Source organism: Enterococcus sp. DIV0421 (assembly GCF_051713745.1).
Lineage (GTDB): Bacteria > Bacillota > Bacilli > Lactobacillales > Enterococcaceae > Enterococcus_D > Enterococcus_D casseliflavus.
In genome coordinates this window covers 1067503-1088399 of sequence record NZ_JBIOQM010000002.1, presented here as the reverse complement: position 1 = coordinate 1088399, position 20897 = coordinate 1067503, and the positions used below count along the sequence as shown (strand labels likewise).

23 protein-coding genes and 1 pseudogene are annotated in these 20897 nt (G+C 42.5%); 11 read left to right on the top strand and 13 right to left on the bottom strand.

The features are described from left to right. Positions 1 to 102: 102 nt before the first annotated feature. Positions 103 to 1089: a DNA/RNA non-specific endonuclease gene (locus IGI96_RS16290; protein WP_438785374.1), complete on the top strand. Its 987-nt coding sequence runs from the start codon at positions 103 to 105 to the stop codon at positions 1087 to 1089. A gap of 34 nt (positions 1090 to 1123) precedes the next feature. Here IGI96_RS16290 and IGI96_RS16285 read toward each other — a convergent pair whose 3' ends face one another. Next, positions 1124 to 1402 carry a LexA family protein gene (locus tag IGI96_RS16285; RefSeq protein ID WP_438785373.1) on the bottom strand — a complete coding sequence of 93 codons (279 nt, stop codon included), beginning with the start codon at positions 1400 to 1402 and terminating at the stop codon, positions 1124 to 1126. Positions 1403 to 1742: 340 nt separating this feature from the next. Between IGI96_RS16285 and IGI96_RS16280 the strand changes: the two genes are divergently transcribed. From IGI96_RS16280 to IGI96_RS16260, 5 genes are all read left to right on the top strand, one after another. Beyond that, positions 1743 to 2228: an AmiS/UreI family transporter gene (locus tag IGI96_RS16280; RefSeq protein ID WP_016609347.1), complete on the top strand. Its 486-nt coding sequence runs from the start codon at positions 1743 to 1745 to the stop codon at positions 2226 to 2228. 291 nt (positions 2229 to 2519) lie between these two features. After that, complete coding sequence (locus IGI96_RS16275) at positions 2520 to 2912, top strand: hypothetical protein (RefSeq protein ID WP_438785372.1); 393 nt, start codon at positions 2520 to 2522, stop codon at positions 2910 to 2912. 61 nt (positions 2913 to 2973) lie between these two features. Next, positions 2974 to 3513: a sigma-70 family RNA polymerase sigma factor gene (locus IGI96_RS16270; protein WP_016609350.1), complete on the top strand. Its 540-nt coding sequence runs from the start codon at positions 2974 to 2976 to the stop codon at positions 3511 to 3513. Beyond that, positions 3503 to 4297, top strand: a complete 795-nt coding sequence (locus tag IGI96_RS16265) for a hypothetical protein (RefSeq protein WP_438785371.1) — start codon at positions 3503 to 3505, stop codon at positions 4295 to 4297. The genes IGI96_RS16270 and IGI96_RS16265 overlap by 11 nt, the downstream gene beginning before the upstream one ends. A 308-nt stretch (positions 4298 to 4605) precedes the next feature. Further along, positions 4606 to 4773: a hypothetical protein gene (locus IGI96_RS16260; RefSeq protein WP_005235914.1), complete on the top strand. Its 168-nt coding sequence runs from the start codon at positions 4606 to 4608 to the stop codon at positions 4771 to 4773. Between the two features lie 242 nt (positions 4774 to 5015). Here the strand turns inward: IGI96_RS16260 and IGI96_RS16255 are convergent, their stop codons facing one another. Then, positions 5016 to 6341, bottom strand: a complete 1326-nt coding sequence (locus tag IGI96_RS16255; protein ID WP_123834579.1) for a dihydrolipoyl dehydrogenase family protein — start codon at positions 6339 to 6341, stop codon at positions 5016 to 5018. 184 nt (positions 6342 to 6525) lie between these two features. On the opposite strand from IGI96_RS16255, the gene IGI96_RS16250 reads away from it, so the two are divergent. Beyond that, positions 6526 to 6714, top strand: a complete 189-nt coding sequence (locus IGI96_RS16250) for a hypothetical protein (protein WP_016609355.1) — start codon at positions 6526 to 6528, stop codon at positions 6712 to 6714. A 62-nt stretch (positions 6715 to 6776) separates the two neighbouring features. Here IGI96_RS16250 and IGI96_RS16245 read toward each other — a convergent pair whose 3' ends face one another. The 3 genes from IGI96_RS16245 to IGI96_RS16235 form a co-directional block, all read right to left on the bottom strand. Continuing rightward, a complete protein-coding gene (locus IGI96_RS16245) occupies positions 6777 to 7754 on the bottom strand; it encodes a Gfo/Idh/MocA family protein (protein WP_142964913.1) in 978 nt (325 codons plus the stop codon). Then, positions 7751 to 8176: a heme-binding protein gene (locus IGI96_RS16240; RefSeq protein ID WP_081357372.1), complete on the bottom strand. Its 426-nt coding sequence runs from the start codon at positions 8174 to 8176 to the stop codon at positions 7751 to 7753. The genes IGI96_RS16245 and IGI96_RS16240 overlap by 4 nt, the downstream gene beginning before the upstream one ends. A 114-nt stretch (positions 8177 to 8290) precedes the next feature. Further along, on the bottom strand, positions 8291 to 9316 hold the full coding sequence (locus IGI96_RS16235; protein WP_121261368.1) for a Gfo/Idh/MocA family oxidoreductase: 1026 nt from the start codon (positions 9314 to 9316) through the stop codon (positions 8291 to 8293). A 204-nt stretch (positions 9317 to 9520) separates the two neighbouring features. Here IGI96_RS16235 and IGI96_RS16230 point away from each other — a divergent pair, with 204 nt between their 5' ends. From IGI96_RS16230 to IGI96_RS16215, 4 genes are all read left to right on the top strand, one after another. Then, complete coding sequence (locus IGI96_RS16230) at positions 9521 to 10414, top strand: MurR/RpiR family transcriptional regulator (RefSeq protein WP_438785370.1); 894 nt, start codon at positions 9521 to 9523, stop codon at positions 10412 to 10414. Then, positions 10411 to 11376 (top strand): Gfo/Idh/MocA family protein, encoded by a 966-nt coding sequence (locus IGI96_RS16225; protein ID WP_438785369.1) that lies wholly within the window; start codon positions 10411 to 10413, stop codon positions 11374 to 11376. The genes IGI96_RS16230 and IGI96_RS16225 overlap by 4 nt, the downstream gene beginning before the upstream one ends. A 158-nt stretch (positions 11377 to 11534) precedes the next feature. After that, positions 11535 to 11759 carry a hypothetical protein gene (locus IGI96_RS16220; protein ID WP_005226057.1) on the top strand — a complete coding sequence of 75 codons (225 nt, stop codon included), beginning with the start codon at positions 11535 to 11537 and terminating at the stop codon, positions 11757 to 11759. A 177-nt stretch (positions 11760 to 11936) separates the two neighbouring features. Further along, a complete protein-coding gene (locus IGI96_RS16215; protein ID WP_086295365.1) occupies positions 11937 to 12413 on the top strand; it encodes a GNAT family N-acetyltransferase in 477 nt (158 codons plus the stop codon). 71 nt (positions 12414 to 12484) lie between these two features. Here the strand turns inward: IGI96_RS16215 and IGI96_RS16210 are convergent. The 8 genes and pseudogenes from IGI96_RS16210 to IGI96_RS16175 all read right to left on the bottom strand — a co-directional run bounded on the left by IGI96_RS16210 (position 12485) and on the right by IGI96_RS16175 (position 20841). Next, positions 12485 to 13528, bottom strand: a pseudogene (locus tag IGI96_RS16210) (AI-2E family transporter). A gap of 172 nt (positions 13529 to 13700) precedes the next feature. Continuing rightward, the gene (locus IGI96_RS16205) at positions 13701 to 14558 is read right to left on the bottom strand and encodes a triphosphoribosyl-dephospho-CoA synthase (RefSeq protein ID WP_005231353.1); all 858 of its coding nucleotides are present in this window, start codon (positions 14556 to 14558) and stop codon (positions 13701 to 13703) included. 12 nt (positions 14559 to 14570) lie between these two features. Continuing rightward, positions 14571 to 15656 (bottom strand): acyltransferase family protein, encoded by a 1086-nt coding sequence (locus IGI96_RS16200; RefSeq protein WP_438785368.1) that lies wholly within the window; start codon positions 15654 to 15656, stop codon positions 14571 to 14573. Between the two features lie 24 nt (positions 15657 to 15680). Beyond that, on the bottom strand, positions 15681 to 16274 hold the full coding sequence (locus IGI96_RS16195; protein ID WP_413159639.1) for a malonate decarboxylase holo-ACP synthase: 594 nt from the start codon (positions 16272 to 16274) through the stop codon (positions 15681 to 15683). A 3-nt stretch (positions 16275 to 16277) separates the two neighbouring features. Then, a complete protein-coding gene (gene mdcD / locus IGI96_RS16190) occupies positions 16278 to 17960 on the bottom strand; it encodes a biotin-independent malonate decarboxylase subunit beta (protein WP_438785367.1) in 1683 nt (560 codons plus the stop codon). Beyond that, complete coding sequence (locus tag IGI96_RS16185; protein WP_005226050.1) at positions 17950 to 18249, bottom strand: malonate decarboxylase subunit delta; 300 nt, start codon at positions 18247 to 18249, stop codon at positions 17950 to 17952. Before IGI96_RS16185 ends, mdcD begins: the two co-directional genes overlap by 11 nt. A 25-nt stretch (positions 18250 to 18274) precedes the next feature. Then, positions 18275 to 19921, bottom strand: coding sequence for a malonate decarboxylase subunit alpha (mdcA, locus tag IGI96_RS16180; protein ID WP_151195225.1), 1647 nt, complete (start codon positions 19919 to 19921; stop codon positions 18275 to 18277). Positions 19922 to 19926: 5 nt separating this feature from the next. Next, positions 19927 to 20841, bottom strand: coding sequence for an ACP S-malonyltransferase (locus IGI96_RS16175; protein ID WP_438785366.1), 915 nt, complete (start codon positions 20839 to 20841; stop codon positions 19927 to 19929). Between the last annotated feature and the right edge of the window lie 56 nt (positions 20842 to 20897).

Sequence of the window (20897 nt, the reverse complement as noted above, 5' to 3'; positions counted from 1 at the left end):
GCTGTAAAACATCCCCCGCAAATGGTATGATAAACTAGTTGTGATTTTTTTACTCACCGTTTATTCTAAACCTATATCAATGAAAAGAGAGGCAATAAAGAGATGGCAAAGAAAAAAACATTGATTGGATCGGTCACTGCGCTTCTCGCACTCGCAGCAGTTGGCTTTGGTTTCCTACAAAACAATGACCTATTTCCAAAGCAGGAAACGCAACAATCAGAGGTAAGCACCCCTTCTGCTAAAGATATTCGCGCAGACGAATTGGCACAGCTAACCTACCAAGGCACCCAAACAATTGAAGTCAATCAAAACATCCCTGAGTTTTCAGAAGACGACCTTTCACTTGAAAATGGTGCCTGGGAAGCATACGGCGACCTTGACCACCTCAATCGAGCGACTTCGGCTGAAGCAATGTTGAATCAATCCTTAATGCCTACGGAAAAACGTGGCGATATCTCCAGTGTGAAACCGACAGGCTGGCGTAATAAACAGCTCCCCAATGGGAAATATTTATATAATCGGACGCATTTGATTGGGTTTGCTTTAGCTGGCGAAAATGCAAACTGGAAGAATTTGATCACGGGAACTAGTCAATTGAACAATCCAGAGATGTTGCGCTTAGAAATGGATATCAACTACTATCTCAAGCAAGACAAAAACCTTTATGTTCGATATTCTGTCACTCCAATCTATCGTGATGACGAGCTGGTTGCCCGTGGGGTACAGATGCAAGCCCAATCTATTGGCGACGATACGATCCAATTCAACTATTATATCTTCAACATCCAAGATGGTGTCACGATCAACTATGCGGATGGCAGCAGCGAGATTTCAAACGAAGATATGACGCAACAGGAGAATGCTACAAGTAGTGAGAACAACACGACAACAGCCACTTCTCAAAACAGTGAAACAGAGGAGAAACAGAAAGAATATGTCGATCAACAAGGAAATGGTTTGATCAAAGGATCAAGAAGCGGCATCTATCATTTGCCAGGATCTAAATACTATGATGATACGACGAATCCGAAAGAATGGTTCAAAACGATCGCTGAAGCGGAAGCTGCTGGCTACCGTGCACCAAAATAAAAAAGCCTCTAGGCTTTTTTATTTTGGTGTTAAGCTATTCTTCATTGCCATGCGTTCGTTTTTCGTCTGCTAAAAGTGCTTGTCGCAACGCTTTGACATAGGCCTTCCCTTCGTCTGTAAAATGAACCGAACGTGACTTAAAGCGATAAGCTCGGTAAATTAGGCCTCTTTTTTCGAGACGCAGCAAATGACGATAAACCAAAGAGGTCGTTTTTATTTCTTCATTGGCACAGATTTCTCGTATGGTAGGTGCGCAACCTTGAGCTTGCATATATTCATCAATGAAAAGTAAGATTCGATCTTTTCTAGGCATAAGTCCTCCTTTCCGCAAAACAGTCTTCACTGCTGCAAATTCGTAAAAACCGATAAACTGCTGCCTGGTCTGCTTTTTGTCCGATCAATACACTGAAAATCTATTGATCTGTCTCTTTTCCCCTTCTTCCAACGAGTAAAAGTTCTTTTTATACGCTGAAATTTTCCCCTTAACGAGAAAAGCATCGGCTAGCAGCGCTCTTTGGTATTGATTTTATCAAATTTAGCAGCAAAAAATAGTAAATTTCAAAATTATTTTCCTTTTTATTGACCTAAAAATAAATAGAGCTATTATTTTTTCTTAGAATTTGTTATTCTAAATTTAAGTAAAGGAGGATTTTATGTTAGGGATCGGTTTATTTTTTGTAGGAATTACTTTGATAATCAACGGCTGGGGCAGCTTACTTCACATTGACTACCGCTCACTTGCTTTGATCAATCTTTTTACAGGTTCGTTATCTTTTATTATCAATCTAATCTATATGCTTCAAGGCGCTTATTATGAAGCAGGCACTGGCTTTCTCTTTGCCTTCACGTATTTGTTGGTAGGGATCATTTACCTTTTTGATTTAGATTTACGTATTTATGGGATTTTTGCACTATTCGTAGCCATCAATACCTTACCTTTTGCTTGGGTCTCTTGGCAATGGGAGCAAGATCCCCTCTTTGCATTGATTTGGTTAACATGGGGAGCGTTATGGTTTTGCGGCTTTTTGGATACGATCGTGAAGGTAAACTTTGGTCGTAAGATTCATTATTTTGCGATCGCTTGTGGTATCTTCACTACGTGGGTCCCAGGCTTGCTGATGCTAGTAGATCTCTATTAAAAAAAGAGTGATTATCTCAATGATAATCACTCTTTTTTAATAGGAAAATTGTTTTTTTCTAAAAAGTGTTCAATCTCCTGCATCGCTTTCTGAGGACCATTTGGCAGGCGCAAAAAGAATCGTTGGCATGAAATCCTCCTTATGTATCGAGTCCATCCACTCGTTTCTTTCAAGTATACTAAAAGTAGGCACATGTAGGAGAAGTTTTTTTGCAGATCTTCTCGTTCATCTTTTTACATTATTTAATTAAAAATTTGCTATAATAAAGAAAACCTTTCAAGGAGTAAACCAATGCGAAAAAAAATATCTTCCTTGCGGCTTAGTACATTATCAAGCGGGCTCATTCTCTTTGCTTTCTTTTTCTTGATTCAACAATTTTGGGAAATGGTTGTTTCTGACTTTGCATTTTTGCCTTCGCTGGCATTCATCCAAATTCTCTTGATGATCCTTTCAACCTTTCTCATTAGCAAGTTTGTTAAAAAACGCTCGTGGCGGCAAGTGCTTTTTGGCAGCTACCTATTCATCATCGGCTCGCTATTTTCTTTCTGGCTAGCAAATAATCCATTGGAGCTGCAAGCAGTCATTCTTTATATGATAGGCGCTTTTTTTGGCGGCATTCTTTGGGAATATTTGGCCCAGCGCTTGGCAACAGATCTTCTGGCCAAAGAACATGAACCTCGTTAACAGAGGTTTTTTTCTTTTTCTGATAGAAAAGGCAAACATTCTTCGTATATAGTGTGAAGGGGTGAAAAAGGTGCAGGATGAAGAAATCATTGAACGAATCAAAAAGAAAGACTATGCCGGCTTAGAAGAACTGTTAGCTGTTTATGGTGATAGCATGCTGAGGACGATTCATAGTGTCCTCTCCCAACCGCATGAAGTGAGCGAGCGCCAAGATGTAGCGAACGAAGTTTTTTACGAGGTTTGGCAAAAGATTGCTGCGTACCAACCAGAAAGAAGCCGCTTGATTACTTGGCTGCTTTTGATCAGTCGTAGTCGTGCGATTGACCACAAGCGGAAGTTGAACAAGCGCTCACTGGAAGAAAAACCTGTTGATGAGCAGGAACTAGCTATTGAAGAATCACCTTTGACAAAGGAAAACTTTTTGGGTTTTATTGAAGACCTTGAAGCCCTCGATCAAAGGATCTTTCTGCTCTACTATTTTTACCAAGAGTCACCCGAAACCATCGCAGAGCAGACGGACTTAAATGTCTCAGCGATCTACAATCGTCTTTCCCGTGGCCGCAAACGCTTAAAAGAAAGGATGACTATCGATGGATTTTAAACAGTTAGTCTTAAATGAAAACAATTCACTGACAAAAATATCTGAACAAGAAAAAGCAGCAACATTCGAGCTGTCCAAACAATATGTTTTCTTGCAAGATCTATTAGAGGAGCTTCGGACGCTTTTAGCAAAAGACGAAACGATTCTTGGCTATCTGCCTTTGACGCCAGATGGAAACCTCGCCTTCGCCAATCAAGGGCTTGGCGCCTATGCCTATGCAACAACCGAGAAAGCAAAAGCATACCGGGACATCTTTCATGATACCCGCGGCAATCGTTTGTTAGTTTTCACAGAAACCCGCATGCTTTTTCTGGTCATCATCGACTATTTAGAAAGTAACACCTATTTCAGTTACCCCTATGAGACCATCAAGGCGTTCACGATCAAGCCAAGAAAGCTGATGAAGCACGAATCACCAGAGGATAAAGAACAATTCCATTGGGGCTATTTCGACTTTCAGGCAGGGACGCACATTTTCTCAGAAGTACTGACGAAAAAAGACTACGAATTATTTACGTCCTATCATGAATCGATCCCTGCACTCAAGAAAATTCCGATTCAAAACAAAGTTTACCGAGCAGCGAAATATCAGTATTTCCTGAGTAATTGGCATTTCAGTTTTCGCTTGATGACCGCTTTCAACCTGCTTTTCCTGCTGCTGTTTGTATTAATGATTCTCGGATTTTTCTTACACATTGGCCCACTGAAAGGATTTTATTATAAGGATCTGTTGGACATAGGTATGGTCATTTCCCTTTTTTATAATAAGAACATTTTGCCATAAAAAAGGACGGCTGCTCCTTCCTCAGCATTTCTTTGGTATCAATTGAATAAAGCACCAGATTTTCTACAAAAGAGTACCCCTTGCAGGATTCAAGTCAAAATGAATGCTGCAAGAGGTATTTTTCGTCTCGGACTATTGGGATATTCCTAACCGTTCGTTTTTTTCATTTCCTTTTGAAATTCTCAGATTTCTTGTGAACTTTTCAGAAGACTCCACTCATAATTTCATACATGCCTAATGAGATTATTTTTTCCTTCACGCTTGCTTTTTAGGAAGAAACGTTATGATGATTTTACTTGCTAGGAGGTGTGAAAAATCGAACTTATCGGACATTTGGTCTTTTGGATCCCGTTTTGTCTTTTTCTAGTGATTGGATCGTTTTTCATACAATGGCGGAAACGTTTCGTTTCAACCCTTATTGCAGCGATCCCGTTTCTCTTTTTTATGGTAAAAATATTCAATTATCGGCACTATGAGCCAGATTCTATTTTCATCATCTATTTGGTCGGGCTCTTCTTGTCGGCGATCTTACTGATTGCTGCTGTCCGCCGGCTGTCAAAAAAAGCCTAAACCTAGGGTTACTAGAAAACAAAGACATTGCTTAAATGAAACCCAGCCTAACTTTAAGGTTCATTTAAGGTTCACGGACTATAGTCAATACGGACATAATAATTTAGAGCCTGTGCTAGCGGAAACTAGAGCAGGCTTGTTTGATTATTTATAGAAAATAGGACAAATCGCTAGCAGGTGTTGGGTAGGCAAAAATCATTTGGGCTAGCGCTTCTTTCGATAGCTGATTCTCCAACACAAAAACGAAGTGGTTGATCAACTCATCGGCCAATGCAGAAACAATCGTGACAGCAACGATGGTATCAGATGTGTTATAAACCAATTTGATTTTTGCATCTTGATCATTGATTCGTCGATAGGTATACCAAGAAGAAAGATCCATCACCTCGCTATGATATTCTGAGGCATGATCGGCAATCTCTTGCTCACTGATCCCGACTCTTGCCAGTTTTTCCGCACCAAAAACCAGCGTAGGGATCAGCGGATAGCGGATGGGTGTTTTCTGATCATCTATATGCTCGACAAGATAGGCGGCTTCAAAGCTAGCAACAGGCGTCAGTTTTGGTTGCTTTTTCGCTAGCACATCCCCGATTGCATAGATGTGTCTTTGACTAGTCTGCAAAAACTCATTTACTACGATCCCTTGTTTTGACGTTTCTACCCCTGCCTTTTCCAGTTGCAGCTGATCGCTATTGGGTCTGCGTCCCGTGGCACCAATCACTGCTTCTACGGTGAGAGACAATGCTTGTGTCTGGATCGTATAGTGGTTTTGTTCTTTCGTGATTCGCTGCGTGTTCTGATTAAAGTGGAACGAAACGCCTTGGTCCTGCATTGAACGAACCATTTCTGCGGTCAATTCAGCATCAAATCCTTTTAGCGGCTGGTCATTATGATGGATCACATGAACTTCAGCACCTGCTGCTTGAGCGATCATTGCCAATTCGAAGGTAATATACCCAGCACCTATGAAAGCAATCGTTGCTGGCATCTTTTCAAAGGAAAGAAAATCAGTACTGCTTTGTAAATGCTCCTTGCCGACGATTGGAAGTACGGCTGGACGCTGTCCTGTCGCAATAATTATTTTTTCTGCTTGAATCTCTTCTGCGTCCACGACGACCGTATGGGCATCACGAAAAGCGGCTTGTCCGTAGTAAGTAGTGATCCCTTCTGCTAGTAACCCTTGTTTGGTTGACTCTGGCACCCGATCGGTATACGAGCGCTTAAACGCCATCAGTGCCGGCCAATCAATGGCTACCTGTCCTTGAACACCATTGCCTTGCATACGTTTCGCCTCTGTTTTGACTTCTACGCCTCGCATCAGTAGTTTTTTCGGATCGCACCCGCGATTGGGACAAGTGCCACCCCATAAATCGGCTTCAACGATCGCGACTGTCTTACCTTTGGCTTTTAACCCGTAGGCAGCAGCCGTTCCAGCTGGACCCGCTCCGATAATCAGTACATCCACCTTTTTCATCTGTCTCCTCCTTCTCCTAAAAAAAATATTCCTGCGCTTTCTCTTCCCTTCAAGTATAGCGAATCACGGTCAGCCGACAAAACAATTCGCCTTTTGTGGCTCCTGCGAATGATCACAATCAGCCCTTGAAGTTGCATTTGATATGGTATACTTTTCTTGTCAGTTTAACGACAAAGGAGAATGAATGACTGTGAGTTTTAAACGTTTTTTTCAGCTCTTTCTTTTTTATTTTCTCTCGATTCTGGTGGCATATGGCCTGATTGCATTTCTAGCAGTAGATAACTTTTGGCTGGCGGTCTGTTTGATGACGATTGTCGGCTACCTCACCTTGGGTATCCCACTAACCTTATTGAGTTTAAAGAAGAAAAAATAAGCCAACAGACAAAGACACCAGCAACTTTTCTAAGAAGCTGGTGTCTTTCCTCATTGATGCGATTATCCTAATACGATCTGGGCATCTGCCAATGCTTTTTCCACGACTTCCATCACCAGCTTGCTATGGGCAAGGCGTTCCTTGACAAAGGCGTGATCATTTTCGTGAATGGCTTGTGCAAAACGGACAAATTCTTCAAACATACGATGTCCGTGAACGCTTCTATCCTGATGGCTTTTTGCCCCATGAACCGGTTCAACGTCATAGCTGGCAAGCATATTCGTTGGCCCATTGACGATGATCGATCCTTTCGTCCCTTGGATCGTTGAACGAATCGTCGCTGTCGAATCTTTGGCGCCGATACAAACGACTTTTGTTTGTTCATAGTCTAAAAACAGCATGCCAGAAGTATCGATACCCTGTTCGACATTAGCAAAATAGCGGACACTTTTTGGTTTTCCTAAAAGCCCGACGACAAAATGAATATTATAGATATTGATATCCATCAATGCCCCACCACCCATTTTCGGATTAAATGCAGGTAAAACGGTTCCCACTTTGAATAAATCATAACGAGAAGAATACTGCGAATAGTTGCATTCAATCACTTTCAGCTCTCCCAATGTTTCAAGCTGCGCTTTTATTCCTTGATAGTTGGCTAAGTACTGATTTGTGATGGCTTCGATCAAAAGCACCTTGTGGGCAGCAGCCAATTCTGTTAATTCTACTAATTCTCGTGTCTGCAACGTAAATGGCTTTTCACAAATGACGTGTTTGCCAGCGAGGATCGCTTCTTTGGCAAAGGAATAATGCAAATGATTGGGCAGTGCGACATACACGGTGTCAACGGATGGATCCGCCAAACATGCCCCTAACTCTGTGTAGACGGTTTGAATCTTGTATTGCTGTTTTAAGTGATTCATTTTCTCTAAATCATTTTCTGTCCCAAAAATAGCAGACAGTTCAAGCTGCGGGACATCCCCTGCCACCGTCAAAAAATCATGGACGATCATGCCTGCCCCTAAAATCGCTAAGTTCATCTTGCTTCCCCTTTTCTATCTTCTTGGATCATTTGTTTCAATACTTCGGTGATCACTTTATGATCCTCTAAATGGGCCAAACCTGACACACAGATAGCACCCGTGACATTTCTGTCTTCGATAATTGGAAAACCACCACCACAAATTGCATAATGTTCGTCTTGTGCCCACTTAGCAAATTGTATATCTCGATCTTTTTGCGCATAGACGTATAGTGAACTATGCCCGCTTTCCAGTACCGTTCGTTCTTTTCTTTCAAGCCAATGGCTCTCTTTTCGCCCTGCCATTAAAAATCGAATGATCGGCAAGCCCTGATGAACAACTTTGATCCCTACCGGCTTCGGGTAGTTCCTTTTAACGTACTGATCGATGGCAATAACCAACCGCAATGCGAGGTCATTGTCAAAATGAGCAAACTGCAGCTGCTGTTCTTCTTGCAGGATTTCTGAAGGTTCGATTCGGATCTACTCCTTTACGTTGAGTCAGTTGATGCCTTCAGGCGCTTTGTTTGTCAAAAGCCCCCTAATCACTCTACCTTATGACTCAGTGATCACTTGATTGATGCCTGTTTCTAGCATTTCGATTTGTAAAATCGTTTCTTCGTCTTTCACGATTTTCTCTTTGCCATGGATGATCGTTTCATAGACGCCCTCATACACACGGCTATAATCACCAATTTCAGAGATGACTTTTTCTTCATGGTAGTTCCCGTTAGCATCCATATAAGTTAGTGTGCCATAGTGCTCTGGCAAATCGATCCCAAAATCGGCATGATCCGGGAGATAAAACTGTTTTAGATGCTCTTCTTGTCGATCCTTCGTTTGTTTTACAAAAACGCCGTTTTCGCCATAAACGACAAAACTAGGCCGCTCTTTTAATCGGAAGTAACTAGATTTGACTGAGACTTTCATTCGACCATAAAACAGATCCAAATCGAAGTAATCATTCATGCGATTTTTTCCAAGCAATTGCCGAACCTCATAATGGACATCGTCTGGTTGTCCAAAATAGGAGATCACTTGGTCCAGTGTATGACAAGCGTGTCCGTACAAGTAGCTTGTATTCAATGAAAATTCGGTCACTGACCGCGGAACCTCTGGACGAAAATAATCATAATGCATCTCTACTTCTAAGAGATCTCCGAGCACGCCGCTTTCGATCACTTTTTGCGTCGTCAAAAAATCGGAATCAAAGCGGCGATTTTGATAGCATTGCACAAACAAGCCTTTCTCCTGCGCCAGTGCGAACAATTCCTTTGCTTGTGCCGAAGTTTCCGTAAAAGGTTTTTCGATCAAGACATTTTTCCCATGGAGCAAGACATCCTTGCCTAATTCATAATGCAAATGACTGGGGGTCGTGACCACAACTAATTGAATTTCAGGATCACGGTAGATATCCTCTAAGTCAGAGGTGTAATGAACGCCTTCTAGTGTTGGCCAGGTCAGCTTGCCGCTTGGTGAATAGATCGTCTTTACTTTGATCTTATCCTGCAGCTTGGTTGAAAAAGGCAGATGGTAGCGATTGGTGCTTTTTCCGTTTCCGAGATATGCGATAGTTAACATTATGACGCCTCCTATGAATTGATAGCTTGATTATTGCTGATATCCTTCGAAATGAGAAGTCTTTTGCCAAAAACAGGTTCTTTTGACCAGACTTTTTCGCAAACTGCTGAGTGGTTCTGAACATTTTTACCAAATTGCCAAAAAGGTACAGTTTTTGCTTTTGGTTTTCTTTGTCCTAGGCTATGATTAGAAAGAGGTGGTTTGATGTTATTAGGAGATAAATTACGGCTTCAAGAAGGATTGACCAATACGGAGAAGCGGATTGCCGATTATATTTTGCAAAATATCAATGATGTGCCTTCGTTGACGATTGAAGTCATCGCCAAGCATACATACACATCCCACTCTTCCGTCATTCGTCTAGCCAAAAAGATGGGGTATGAAGGATTTAAAAGTTTTCGCTTAGGTCTGGCTGAAATTGCCCATAATCAGATGTTCAACCCAACCTTTGTTGACGCGAATTTTCCCTTTTCGCCCAAGGATCAAACACCTGATATTTTGAAAAAAATGGCCGATCTAACGATCAACTCGATCCACAAAACCCACGCTCAGGTCGCTCCAGAAACGATGGAAGCAGTGGTGCAATCGTTGGAAGCTGCGCAACGGATTTTCTTATTTGCTCGCGGCGATTCTCAGATCCGGGCAAGAAGTTTTCAAAATAAGTTGGTCAAAATCAATAAGTATCTGATCGTAGCTGATGAATATGGGGATGATGCGTGGAATGCATCGAACGTCACGCAAAGTGATTGTGCCGTGTTTATTACCTATCGGGGGAAAAATACGCAATACGAAAAAATCATGCAGCACTTTCGTGATGTCGGGGTACCAGTGATCGTGATTTCTGGCAACGCCCATGCGAAAATCATCCCATTAGCGACCCATGCGATCATCGCTTCTCATGATGAACGTGATTTTCTCAAAGTCGGCACCTTTTCTTCACAGGTCGCCTTTGAGTATATTTTAGATTCACTGTTTGCATTGCTGTATGCCAAAGAATACCAAAAAAATATTGTCGAGTTAAGAAAAAAACAAACTGTTTTGGAATCAGGGATTCTCTCAGAATACCCGTCAACTGAAGAAAAGAGGGAAATGAAATGATCAATTGGGGAATTATTGGTGCCGGAAATATCGCCAATCGCTTTGCTGCAAGTTTAGAAAATTTTCAAGACGCCCAGCTTTATGGGGTTGCTTGTCGTACGATGGAAAAAGCGCAAGCGTTTCAAGCAAAATTTCCGTGTGACGCCGTCTTTGATGACTACCAAAATCTATTAGATGATCCAACTATCGATGTCGTTTATATTGCTTTGCCGCATTTGTATCACTATGAATGGATCATCAAAGCCTTTCAAGCGAAAAAAGCTGTTTTATGTGAAAAACCAGCAACCTTGACTGCACAAGAAATGCGCAACGTACAAAAACAAGCCCAAGCACACGAAGTCTTCTTTATGGAAGCCATGAAGCCACGCTTCACCCCAGCGTATCGCAAACTAAAAGAACTTGTGGATGGTGGTCATACCGGTGAGCTAACAAGTGTCATGACTACTTTTCGCCGCCATTTACCAGTCGAAGGCAGTTCTTACCATTATCTGCCAAAACAAGGGGGTGCTTTACTGGATATGGGGATCTATAACTTAGCCTTTATCCAAGATTTTTCACCAGAAAATTTAACTGCCGAATTGATCGATTACAGCCTGTATGAAACTGGGGTTGATACTTACGTTGAAGCACGCTTTGTCAGTGAAGATTTTGTTGCAGTGATTGAGACTGGATTTGACCAAACAAAAGAGACAGTGGCGGAATTACAAGGAACAAAAGGGAAAATCACGATCCCCAACTTCCATCGCCCCGCTTCTTTTACCGTGACGATTGACCAAGAAGACACGGTCTATGATATTGGGTACGAGATCGATGATTTCCATTCAGAGATTCAAGCAGTTCACACCGCTCTTGCACAAGGACAACTCGAGAATCCCCTGATGTCCTTAACAGATAGTATTGCCTGTATCGCTTTAGCAGATGAACTAAGAAGCTTGCTAGATGCAGAAAAAAAAGACAATTAAGATCATGCCCCATCGTTTTTGAATAGAACTGACCAGTGGCTACCACTCGGTCAGTTTTTTTGTCAAAAATTGAGCGCTTTCTTTGACGCTATTGAAATGGTTATATTATATTTATTGAGTATATTTTTATACAAATAAAAAAAGAAAGGAAAACGCTTATGACTCCAGAAATTATAACGTATCTTATTTGTTTATTGACCTTCGCTTATCTAGCTGTGACGGTTTTTACTTTTGTAAAAAATCGTCGGACAGGTGACGGCTATCGCCTCCGTATTTTTTACGTGTTGGCAGCAGCACTCGTCTTTTTGCTTTCCGTTTATGCAATCGCTACCGGTCAAACCTATGACGACTTAGTGACATCGATAAATGATCTTTTTCAATAAAACAACGACGGCACGAACCCCAGCGGATCTCTTCGTTTGTGAACCTGTGGTTGAGGGAAGGATCAAAACAGAAACGAGCCAATGAAAGACTGCTAATCGATGGCTTTTCCATCAGGATCTGCTAAGCCGAATCAATGTCTTTCAATAAATGATGTCTGATTTTTTATGGAGGTGTGCATGCTCATTCAGCTTAAAGAAGCGAAGCTTTCCGATCTGCTTTCAATCTACTTGATACAAAAAGCGGCCTTCAAATCCCTCTTTCTCCGTTATCAAGACAAAGAAACTTCTCCCTATTTACAAAGTTTCGAGAAGCTAAACGCAAAGTTTTCTGCGTCGAATACCACTTATTATTTAATCATGACCGCTCAGAAAACCGTGGGCTTTATAAAACTGACGGTTGAGCAGGAACATACGACGAAGCTATCTTCCATCGCCCTTCTTCCCTCCTACGAGAACCGCGGGATTGGTAGACAAGCAATGATCTTGATTGAAAGGAACGTACAAACAGATACGATTCGTTTGAATACGATCCTGCAAGAATCCAAACTGGTTCACTTTTATCATTCTTTGGGGTATTTCCCAACAGGCAGGTTTCAAAGCCCCTCTTCAGCAATCTGCTTTGTCTCTTTTACGAAAAAAATTGCTGCGAAATAAAAAAGCCATCTCGCCTTTCATCGGCAGAGATGGTTTTTTCTATCAATTGCCATCCTTTACAGCAATCATTTTTATTGGTCCTGCAAGGTGTCAATGGATTTTTTACGCAATCGCGGAATCTCTTTCACATTCATTAAATCTAAAAAGAAAGTGAACAATGGGATCCCGATGATCAAGCCCCACAAGCCAAAGAGATGTTCGCTAAGATACAGGAGAATAAACGTGTAAAACATCGGGATCTCTGTTTTATTAGCCATCAAGCGCGGATTTAAGATATAGGATTCCAACGCATGAACAAACACTATGATCAATAGAATGTAGATCACGTCATTAAATCCGCCGATAGAATAGGCAATAAACGTCAATGGAATACACGAGATGATCACACCAGCAACAGGAATCAAGCTGAGAAAGAAAATCATCAACGCCAAACTCAACAGCTACGGAAAGCCCATCACCGCTAAGGCGAAAACAGTGATCGCTGTATTGACTAAGGCGATCACCAACTGCGTCTCGATCACATTTCCGAAAGCCCGCGTGAACTTAGCCCCTAAATAGTAAACATCTTCAAAGAACCACGCCCCTCGCCCTTGCAAAAATAGCCGAGAAAACGCAACGGTCTTTTTGTTATCGATCATAAAGAAGAAGCTAAGCAGAAAGGAGATCAGCACAGTCAACGCCAACTCACCGAAATTATACAGATAATTGATCACGACTAGAACGCCGCTTTGTAATTTCTGGATGTATTCGCTGGTCTGCAATAAATTCAAGACATATTCGATCAATTCATTATTGGAGTCTGTCCGTTGGTAGAAATCAGCAACGGAATTGACTAATTGGACGGATTGTTTGATGATGATGGGTACATAATTTGTTGCTACTAAATAAAGAATAAAAACAATCAAGCTGTAGGTCAGGATGCTCGTAAGCTTGATGGGCAGATGGCTTTTTCGATGGAGCAAAAGAACCAGCCGATAAATCAGATACGTAAAGATAAAGGTCAGCAAAAGAATGGTCATCAGACTGCGAAACAAAAAAAGAATGCCCGCAAGCATAAACAGGACCGTCCAGCGCCGCAACACAAGATTTTGAAGAAAAGCATTATAGTATTTCATCTGTAACTCCTTTATTCGTTGCAATGGAGCAACGAAGCATTTCAGTAGTGCCTAAGAATTATCTAATCATTAAACTATGCAAATAGCAAGAGATTTTATTTTTCTTAATCGAGCGAAAAAATGAAACAAAAAATCCTTAGAAGAATCGTTGCCTTTCTTCTAAGGAAAAGAGTTATTGGTAAACGGTCTTTCCTTCGTTTACGGGTAAAACCGAGTTGATGGACAATAAAAAGAAGCTGGCAGCCAACAGATCAGCACTGCCGCCGGGAGACACATTTTCTGACTGGCAGAAGGCTGCTAGTGCATGAAATGCTGGGTTCGGCAACGCTTGCTGATTGGCTTTTTGTGCGAGTTGCTGAACCAGTGCCAGTACCTCTTGATTGCTACGGTATAAAATACACGTATCGTCCAGCGTAGCGATGATCGCCAACAGCATGTGGAGCCTTTTTTTGGTCTCATTGGAACAATCCCGAGAAAAATAATCTGCTAGAGCGATTTGAACATGAGGGAACCCAGCAGCAGCTTCCCCATACGCACCGAGATGTCCATATTTGGCTTGAACAGTTTTGCCATGACTTTCTGTTTGTTGAATCAGCGCACGATCAGGAAATGCAGTGAGAAGCTGGATGTCAGAAAAGACTTCTGGTAAAAAAATCCGCTGTTTGCGACTAAGTTGGCTACTGACGGCGCTGATGAGCAAGCCTAATGCCCAGATGGCTCCTTTATGAGTGTTGATGCCACCAGTGGCTGCCAACATCGCCTGTTCTGCCTTCCGACCGATTGCAGCGATTGCTTCCCGCAACTCTTGAGACATGCTGCTTCCCCAAGACACCAAGGCCATTTCTTCAAAGTATGGCGTCAATGCTCGAGCTGATCGTAGAAAGAGTGCTTGATCCATATCGTGATGGGCACCTGAATCAATGGCATCCACTAACCCAGGTTTTGGGGACAATGTCACTTCTGCAATCAAGGCTTCTTCTACCAATTGGGCGAGTCGTCGACAATTTTCTTCTACAGCTAATGCAAACATCCAACTCCTCCTCTAGTTTTTGATTTGACCTTTGATCGTTACCCATAAAACATGCAAAACATAGCTTGTTAAAAAACCACAGCTGGCAGTTGCCAAATAAGCGACGATGATCATGATGCCCATTGGCAGTTGCAGCAACAAATCTTTGAAGCCTAGCAACAAGACTTGAAAGACAAAAACATTGGCAAGATAGGTTCGATACGCATAAGTAGACAGCCACTTAAACGTCCCTAACTGTGGGGCATTGTTTTTGATCATGGTTGATCCAAACATAAAGACTGCAAAAATCAATACTAAGCTATATAAGCTTTGCAATGTATTTAAATACGGTGCATGAGCGAAACTTAGATCACCTGCATAATGTAGCAGATGATTGGCAGATAATAGCCCTAATGCTAAGCCCACTGGCAAGAAAGCGTAGCGAATCTTGTATAGGAAGCGATAGACGGTTTCGTGATAAATCAAAGCGGCTTCGCCATAGATCCCGTAGATCACAAAGCTAAAGACAAACCGATCCAATAAATACCAGCTTTCATGATGCGGTCCTTCAAAAACTTGGCGATCATAAAATACATACCAAACGACATACAAAGCAGTTGCGACGATCAATACTGGCCAAACAGCTTTTTTCTTCGTCAACACTTTGTAGCCTAACCAGACAAAAAACGGCATCAACAATTGGATCTGCAGCATCATGATCGTATACCACAAGTGTGGCGCCGCATCCCCCGTCACATATTTCAGTAAAAACGTTGCTGTGTCAGTATAAGGTTTTCCTTGTTGGACAGCGGGAAACAGCCATAAATAAGCCGTCGTCCAAAGCACATATGGCACGACAAGTTCAAAAAACTTTTCTTTCAAAAATTCTAGATAAGACAGATGTTGACTAGTCTTAACCATGTTATAAACAATAGCAAAAATAAACAGGGGTGCGGTAAATTTTACCAAGACATAGAAGGCACCGATGAATGCTGCAGTCTTTTCATCTTGGGTATTGGATAAGGCAAAAGTCAAAATCGTTTGCATCATTACTGCTGTCACGGCAAATACTTTTTGGAAATCACTGATGTTGATTTTTAAATCGTTGTTCTCAAACATGTTTTTCGCTCACTTTTCTAATAATTACCAAATCTCAGTGGTGAGTTTTGGCCCTTCGTCTGTTTTTACTAAGATTTTTTTTGATGGATGTTCCAAATACTCCTTTAAGGCAAACCCGCCTTGTTTTGTGATAACTTGAACATCGATCTGTTGAAAAAAGGCTGCCTGCTTTTCCAATAGTTCCAGTGGCAGCTTTTCTTTCGTGTCGGCATAAAGCAACAGATCTAAATCACTTGTCGGCTTGATTGCTGCCTGTTTTGCAGCCAATTCAAAACCCAAGCTGCCACCGATTCCCCAAGAATAGTGCTTCAATAAAAGCCGTGCTTGTTGATAGTTGCGGTAAACTGGATAATTGGCTACTTCATTGAATCGAAAGCTCTCACGAGTGATCAATTCCCAAGGATGGATCGTTCGTTTGATCATGTTGCAGGGTGCCTCAAAGGCAAACCGTTCTTGCCGCTTTTCCCCGCGCAACCCCACTGGTAAATAGCTGAGGTTACGGGGTTTCCCACGACGGACGGTCGCAAAAAGCTGTTCTTTTTCAGAAAACCATTTGGGAATATCAATCATATCAAGAACTTCTTTATCTAATTGAACGATATCGTGGGCACGGTTCATTCGTTACTCATTCCATTCTGCATTCATTTTTTCAAATACGTTATTCGTTTCCAGCCGGCCGCTCTTTTTAGCGATCGGATTGGTGTAGCGACTGGTCAACATCGTGTCATTCGTTTTACGCACATCATCAATCGCCTCATTGATCGCTTCAATTACAGTCGCTTTGCTTTCAGAGGTGACAGACTGATCCGTAATGGAGGATAAGAAAGTGAAGATTGCCCCAAGTTTCGTATAATTTTTGATATCATAAGCAATACTTGGTACTTTTTCCGCCGCGGCTTCAATCGCTGCAATCGACCGTTTGGTGACTCGACTTGCACTTTCTTTTGACATTGCTTGAACAGTGATCTTTTCACTATTTAATGCGATCAGACGACTTGATTGCAAGCCATGCGCTAAGAAAGCCCCAGAGATCGCATTACCAGCGATAAAACCGATCACTGGATGACCCGCTTGGCGTAGTTTGGCATAAGCTGCCGCACTATTTGCTAAAGCTGCATGAATACCAATCAATTCTTCATTGTAGCCATACGCTTGGCTAGGGACATCGATGACCGCAACGATTGGCCGTTTGATTGCTTTCTCTTTGTTTTCGTGATAAACAGTTTCTAACAGATGGCCCATCTCGTACCCTTCGACTAAACCAACTTCTCCATTGCGTACCCGATACATCGGATTATTTGCGTTTGGCACGATCGCTGTAACAACGACTTCTTCAGTAAAAAGGTCAGATGCAGCTGCATAGACTGTTGCACTAGTTGAGGTTGGGAACTGCAGATTCGTCAATGCTGAAAACCAATGATAACCGATACTGTCAGCAGCAGCTTCTTGGCCTTCTGTTACAGTAATAGGTGCCACTTCAGTTGCTTTATGCGTTGCAAGAGCCTTATTGTATGCCTCGATAGTCAGCGGCTTTGATAGATCAAGTTCGTTTAAAAGAGAAAGATAAAAACCACTATTTTCGCTGCGATGACTGTCTTTCTTTTCAACCATCGCCGCAATCACAGCTTCTTGGATCGATTCGACACTGTCAGTCACTAGTTCATCGATCATTTGTGCTTCCAAACGTTGTTTGGCGCCAATGGTATTCCAAATCAAATCTTTATCACTGGAATCAAATTCTCTCACGCCAGCTTCTTGTTCGATGACTTCAGGACCGTTCAAACCGATACGGGCTTTCTTCGTCGCTATCAAGTAGCTCATAAGTGCTGAGGTAATCGACATACCGCCAAAAGAACCCACCCGACCTGGCACTAAGCCAATCACTGGCACATACGATTTTATTGCAACGATCAAATTGCCGATTTCTGCGATCGACAATAAGCCGTAATTCGCTTCTTGGAGGCGTACCCCACCAGTATCGAGGATGATGATCGGTGAGATCGGATTGCCCTTTTGGTTTTCTTCCAACACATGCGTCAATGCAGCGATGATTTTAGCACCAGAAACTTCACCGATCCCGCCACCTTGGAATTTCCCTTCCATAGCGATCACGACCACGTTTTCTCCAGAAATCGTTCCACGACACACAACGATCCCATCATCGCATTGTGGCACGATGTCTTGAGCCACCAGATTGGGTGCGATCATTTGGTCGAATGGATCGATCAATTCACGACCGCTCTTGGCATCCAATAAGGCGTGCACCCGTTCTCGAGCATTTAATTCTACAAAACTATTCTTCATCTGCTAGTTCCTCCATTGCTTGGGTTAATCGTAGGTAAACCACACCGGGAGTGGCGCCAAAGTCGTTGATCACTATTTGCGCACTGATTGGATAGCGCTCAAAAAAACGCGTCAAGACATTTTGCCACACATCGCCAAAGCCGTCACTTCCTGTACAAACTGAAACGGTGGTTTCTTGTTTGTCTGTTGGAAAAAGCAGAATTTCCAAGTCACCAGAACCCACCACGCCAACATGGACTTTTTTGGTGACTGGTTTCGTTGTTTGATACGTATAAGCTAATTTTTCCATCTCTTCTTCTCTCCTCTTGCTCTTATTAAGACCACGTTCTGAATTTCATTGGCGGTTCGTACAACCCATCGGACCATTCGATCAAATCATCAACGGTTTGAGCTGCTAGCAATGATCGTTTGGCATCACTGCGTTTGATCCCTAAGTCTTCTGGTAATTTCACGATCCCCGCTTTGCGAAGGGCATCCAGAGAAGCTTTTGTGCTGGTCATTCCTAGTGGGGTTACACCACCGATGGCTGCGATGGCTGCTTGTTTTTCCTCTTTTGAATTTGCTTTATAAAGATAAGCGATGCCTTCTTCTGTCACGATATGCGTCGTATCGTCGCTATAGATCATAATTGGGGCATTGGCTAAACCAGCTTGCTTTTGGACAGCCAACGCATCTAACGTTTCTACAAAAACAGGTTTTTTATTGGACCCATACGTTTCAACCATTTGAACGACTAATTTTTGTCCTTTTGCTAAAGGATCTGTTTCATCCCGCAAGGATTGCCAAGCTGGAGTCGAATGCCGACGGCCCCCCGGATTATGCCCCATATTTGGTGCACCACCAAACCCAGATAAGCGGCCTTTTGTCACTGTAGAAGAATTTCCTTGATAATCTAGTTGTAAGGTCGAACCGATAAACATATCGATGGCATATTGACCTGCAGTTTGTGATAATGCTCGATTGCTGCGCATCGTGCCGTCTTTTCCGACAAAGAATACATCGGGTCGAGCGGCAATATATTTTTCCATACCAACTTCCCCACCAAAACTGTGGATGCTTTCGACCCAACCAGATTCGATAGCTGGAATCATCGTTGGATGAGGATTCAAGACCCAGTTTTTCGCTACTTTCCCTTTGATTCCAAGCGTTTCTCCATAGGTTGGTAAAAGTAACTCGATCGCAGCGGTATTAAAACCGATCCCATGATTCAACGATTGTACTTCATGTTCTGCATAGATTCCTTTTAATGCCATCATCGCCATCAAAATTTGTAATTCCGTAATGTTTTGCGGATCTCTCGTAAAGAGGGCTTCTAATTGATACGGTTGGTCTGCTACCACGACGACATCGATCCAATCGCTGGGAATGTCGACCCGCGGCAAACGATCGACCACTTCATTAACTTGAACGATCACAATCCCATCTTTAAAGGCTGCTGCTTCGACGATCGTTGGCGTTTCTTCCGTATTGTAACCTGTATAAAGATTTCCTTGGCGATCGGCTTTGTCCGCCGCCACAAGGACCACATTCGGAATCAAGTCAATAAATAAGCGACCATATAATTCCAAATACGTATGAATGTCCCCTAATTTCATAGTTTTGTCTTCAATCATTTGGGCAACGCGCGTACTTTGTGCGCCTGCATAAGAAAAATCGATTTTCGCTGCAATGCCTTTTTCAAATATCGTCAAATGTTCTGGACGGGAGATACTCGACATGATCATATGCAAATTATTGACTTTTTGAGCATCGACTTGTTCTAAGCTTTTTGATAGGAAGCTTGCTTGTTTTTGATTGTCGCCTTCAAGGACCACTTTGTCTCCCGGACGGATCAACTGTTCTAAGACTTCAATGATCGCTTCCGTTGGGACATATTTTCCATCGAGAAGATGCTCGATTTTTTTCATGGTTTGGGCCTTCTTTTCACGTTTACTTGCCCAGTTTCTTGCAGGTTTTTCCATTCTATTCATCTCCATTTTTGATATAGGAATAAAGCATCATCCAAGCCATGTTGATCCAAATTGATCACACGGATCGCATTGTTTTCACCAAATTTTGCTTGGATCAGTTTTGTTAGGGTATTGCCAAGAGGAAATTCAAGAGCCAAATCAACTCCTGCTTCGTAGGCAACATCCATGATCTTGTTCCACTGCACCGGATAAGCAATATTTTGCAGCAAATCTCGACGGATCTCTTCAGGGTTCATGGTCATCCGACCATCCGTATTTTTGAGGTAGGGACAGATAGGCACATCAAGGAATACCGTGTTCATAAATGGCGCAAACCGTTTCACGGGTTCTGCCATCAACACACAATGGGACGGTACAGGCACTGCTAAAAGTTTGGCGGTTTGCGCATGATAATCTTTCGCTTGAGCTAGCGTCTTGCGCAAGCCTTTGATATGACCAGAGATCGTATGCTGCATGGGGCAATTTTCATTTGATAAATAGACGGGAGCAGCAGGATCAAATGTTTTTGCCACGAGCGCTTCTGCTTCACTTCTCGTTACACCAACCAGTACCCCCATGGCATAATCAGTCGGATAGGCTTCTTTCATCAATGTCGCCCGATGATAGACCAAGCTAGCGGCATTTTCGAAACTCAAGCTTTCACAAGCTAACGCAGCGGAAAAAGCGCCAATCGAATGCCCCGCCACAAGCTGAGGTTGCACACCAGATGCTTTCATCTGGTCCGTGTAAAAAGCCGCTTTTACTAAAAGCGCCAACTGAATAGAGACGGTATCTTGTTTGAGATCCCCCGATACAGGGTGTAAATCAAAGCCTGTCGCCTGTTCTAGCCGATGGAAATAACTGGCAGGCACGTCCTCAAGCATCTTGCTGGTCTGACTGCCTTGTCCTGGGTATAAGAAACCTGTACTCATGAAACACCTCCTAAACAATTTCTCTTTCCTGTGTCATAATAACGGAAGTTTGTTAT

Coding starts and splice junctions, on each gene's coding strand:
- IGI96_RS16290 (WP_438785374.1), top strand. CDS start 103: ATGGCAAAGAAAAAAACATTGATTGGATCGGTCACTGCGCTTCTCGCA.
- IGI96_RS16285 (WP_438785373.1), bottom strand. CDS start 1,402: ATGCCTAGAAAAGATCGAATCTTACTTTTCATTGATGAATATATGCAA.
- IGI96_RS16280 (WP_016609347.1), top strand. CDS start 1,743: ATGTTAGGGATCGGTTTATTTTTTGTAGGAATTACTTTGATAATCAAC.
- IGI96_RS16275 (WP_438785372.1), top strand. CDS start 2,520: ATGCGAAAAAAAATATCTTCCTTGCGGCTTAGTACATTATCAAGCGGG.
- IGI96_RS16265 (WP_438785371.1), top strand. CDS start 3,503: ATGGATTTTAAACAGTTAGTCTTAAATGAAAACAATTCACTGACAAAA.
- IGI96_RS16255 (WP_123834579.1), bottom strand. CDS start 6,341: ATGAAAAAGGTGGATGTACTGATTATCGGAGCGGGTCCAGCTGGAACG.
- IGI96_RS16250 (WP_016609355.1), top strand. CDS start 6,526: ATGACTGTGAGTTTTAAACGTTTTTTTCAGCTCTTTCTTTTTTATTTT.
- IGI96_RS16245 (WP_142964913.1), bottom strand. CDS start 7,754: ATGAACTTAGCGATTTTAGGGGCAGGCATGATCGTCCATGATTTTTTG.
- IGI96_RS16235 (WP_121261368.1), bottom strand. CDS start 9,316: ATGTTAACTATCGCATATCTCGGAAACGGAAAAAGCACCAATCGCTAC.
- IGI96_RS16230 (WP_438785370.1), top strand. CDS start 9,521: ATGTTATTAGGAGATAAATTACGGCTTCAAGAAGGATTGACCAATACG.
- IGI96_RS16225 (WP_438785369.1), top strand. CDS start 10,411: ATGATCAATTGGGGAATTATTGGTGCCGGAAATATCGCCAATCGCTTT.
- IGI96_RS16220 (WP_005226057.1), top strand. CDS start 11,535: ATGACTCCAGAAATTATAACGTATCTTATTTGTTTATTGACCTTCGCT.
- IGI96_RS16215 (WP_086295365.1), top strand. CDS start 11,937: ATGCTCATTCAGCTTAAAGAAGCGAAGCTTTCCGATCTGCTTTCAATC.
- IGI96_RS16205 (WP_005231353.1), bottom strand. CDS start 14,558: ATGTTTGCATTAGCTGTAGAAGAAAATTGTCGACGACTCGCCCAATTG.
- IGI96_RS16200 (WP_438785368.1), bottom strand. CDS start 15,656: ATGTTTGAGAACAACGATTTAAAAATCAACATCAGTGATTTCCAAAAA.
- IGI96_RS16195 (WP_413159639.1), bottom strand. CDS start 16,274: ATGAACCGTGCCCACGATATCGTTCAATTAGATAAAGAAGTTCTTGAT.
- mdcD (WP_438785367.1), bottom strand. CDS start 17,960: ATGAAGAATAGTTTTGTAGAATTAAATGCTCGAGAACGGGTGCACGCC.
- IGI96_RS16185 (WP_005226050.1), bottom strand. CDS start 18,249: ATGGAAAAATTAGCTTATACGTATCAAACAACGAAACCAGTCACCAAA.
- mdcA (WP_151195225.1), bottom strand. CDS start 19,921: ATGGAAAAACCTGCAAGAAACTGGGCAAGTAAACGTGAAAAGAAGGCC.
- IGI96_RS16175 (WP_438785366.1), bottom strand. CDS start 20,841: ATGAGTACAGGTTTCTTATACCCAGGACAAGGCAGTCAGACCAGCAAG.